General features: G+C 61.4%; 4 protein-coding genes. 2 read left to right on the forward strand and 2 right to left on the reverse strand.

All coding sequences use genetic code 11. The features are described 5' to 3' along the window. Positions 1-194, reverse strand: a 194-nt coding sequence (locus tag C1Y63_RS13350; protein ID WP_158256171.1) for a transposase, incomplete at its 3' end; no start/stop codon positions are given. A gap of 69 nt (positions 195-263) precedes the next feature. Continuing rightward, positions 264-782, reverse strand: coding sequence for a Cys-tRNA(Pro) deacylase (gene ybaK / locus C1Y63_RS12355; RefSeq protein ID WP_233195716.1), 519 nt, complete (start codon positions 780-782; stop codon positions 264-266). Between ybaK and C1Y63_RS12360 the strand changes: the two genes are divergently transcribed. After that, entirely contained in the window at positions 781-1374 is a 594-nt protein-coding gene (locus C1Y63_RS12360) for a sigma-70 family RNA polymerase sigma factor (RefSeq protein ID WP_106016743.1), read from the forward strand. The genes ybaK and C1Y63_RS12360 overlap by 2 nt on opposite strands. 5 nt (positions 1375-1379) lie before the next feature. Beyond that, on the forward strand, positions 1380-1616 hold the full coding sequence (gene rsrA / locus C1Y63_RS12365) for a mycothiol system anti-sigma-R factor (RefSeq protein WP_106016744.1): 237 nt from the start codon (positions 1380-1382) through the stop codon (positions 1614-1616). Positions 1617-1680: the final 64 nt, after the last annotated feature.

Below are 1680 nucleotides of genomic sequence, written 5' to 3' on the forward strand. Positions count from 1 at the left end.
CAGGGGCATCCAGTGCGGGTGCGGTAGAAGATGCCGTCAACGAGGTCACGTATGGGGTGTTTTCTGGGCCTGCCTAGCTGCGAAGGTGCAGGTAGGCAGGTTTCGAGGGCTTCCCATTGGGCGTCCGTTAGGTCGTGTCGGCGGTATGCCGGTAGGGTGGCTGCTGCAGGTTTTTGTTTCTGGTTTTGTTTCACACCTCTACTTGTAAACAGAAGCCTGCTTTTTATGTCTTAGGACACGCCGGGGGACTTTCCTAACACGGCCTAGGCGGAGACGTCCGCGTAGGAGCCCCCGGTGACCGCCACGAGATCATCCGGGGCGAGCGCTACATCCATGCCCCGCTTGCCGGCGGACACGCACACCACATCCCACAGGCTGGCGGTCTCATCGATGACCGTCGGCAGCTGTGTCTTCTGGCCCACCGGGGAGGTGCCCCCGAAGACGTAGCCCGTGGCCCGGTGCGCGGACTTCTCATCCGCCATCTGCGCCTTGCGCACCCCAAACGCGGCGGCCGCCTTCTTCATGCTCACTTTCGCATCGACCGGCACGCACACCAGACCCAATCCCGGGCGGGGAGCCCCCTCCAGGGCGAGGATCAGCGTCTTGAACACTTGCTCCTCCGACAGGCCCACCTCCGCCATCGCGGCGGCTGCATGTTGGCCGAAATGATCCGATCCCGCATCGAATTCGTACACGTCGAACGCGACACCTGCTGCGCTCAGAGCGATGATGGCGGGCGTCCCGCCGGGCTTTTTCTTCATGGCCTTTACAATAGTGCTCATGTCGAAGCCCACCCACGCCTCCGAGTTTGAGGCCCAGGCCATGCCGCTACTGGACCAACTCTACGGCGGCGCCTTGCGCATGACCCGCAATCCCGCCGACGCCGAAGACCTGGTCCAGGAGACCTACATGAAGGCCTACCAGGCGTTCGACTCCTTCACCCAGGGCACGAACTTGAAGGCGTGGATGTACCGGATCATGACGAACCTGTACATCAACACCTACCGCAAGAAGCAGCGCCAGCCGGCCCAGATGCCCACCGACGACATCACCGACTACCAGCTGATGGCGACCGCCTCCCACGAATCCACCGGGCTGGAGTCCGCGGAAGTCGAAGCGCTGAAGCTGGTCCCGAACCAGGAAATCGCCGAGGCCTTTGAGGCGCTCAACGAGGACTACCGCATGGTGGTGTACTACGCCGACGTGGAGCAGCTGTCCTACAAGGAAATCGCTGAGGTGCTGGGCATTCCGCTGGGTACTGTGATGAGCCGACTGCACCGGGGAAGAAAACAACTGCGCGAGGCGTTAAAGGATGTAGCTGCCGAACACGGCATTGGTCTCTCCACCGCATCCACGTCCGCCGAGGAGTCTTGATTCACATGAGCTGCAATTGCGAGCACATCGACCACACCCTGTATGAGCTGCTTGATGGCGACTGCACCTCCGCCCGCCAGGAAGAACTACTCGCCCTGGTGAAAAAGTGCCCCGGCTGTTTTGAAAAGCTGGGGATCGAAAAGGAAGTCCGCGCACTGGTCCGCCAGTGCTGTTGCTCGGAAGCCCCGCAGGCGCTGAAGGAAACGATCCGCATCAAGATCAGCACCTATGGAGTGACCTAGTTTTTCGGCCCGGGCGACTTAAGCCATCGCTACGGATGATTCATGCTCGGCCCGAACAAGGGCC

Origin of the sequence: Corynebacterium sp. 13CS0277 (genome assembly GCF_002994655.1) — a bacterium.
Classification (GTDB): Bacteria; Actinomycetota; Actinomycetes; order Mycobacteriales; family Mycobacteriaceae; genus Corynebacterium.

Excerpts from the sequence above, each read along its gene's own strand:
- C1Y63_RS12360 (WP_106016743.1), top strand. The coding sequence starts at position 781 with ATGTCGAAGCCCACCCACGCCTCCGAGTTTGAGGCCCAGGCCATGCCG.
- ybaK (WP_233195716.1), bottom strand. The coding sequence starts at position 782 with ATGAGCACTATTGTAAAGGCCATGAAGAAAAAGCCCGGCGGGACGCCC.
- rsrA (WP_106016744.1), top strand. The coding sequence starts at position 1,380 with ATGAGCTGCAATTGCGAGCACATCGACCACACCCTGTATGAGCTGCTT.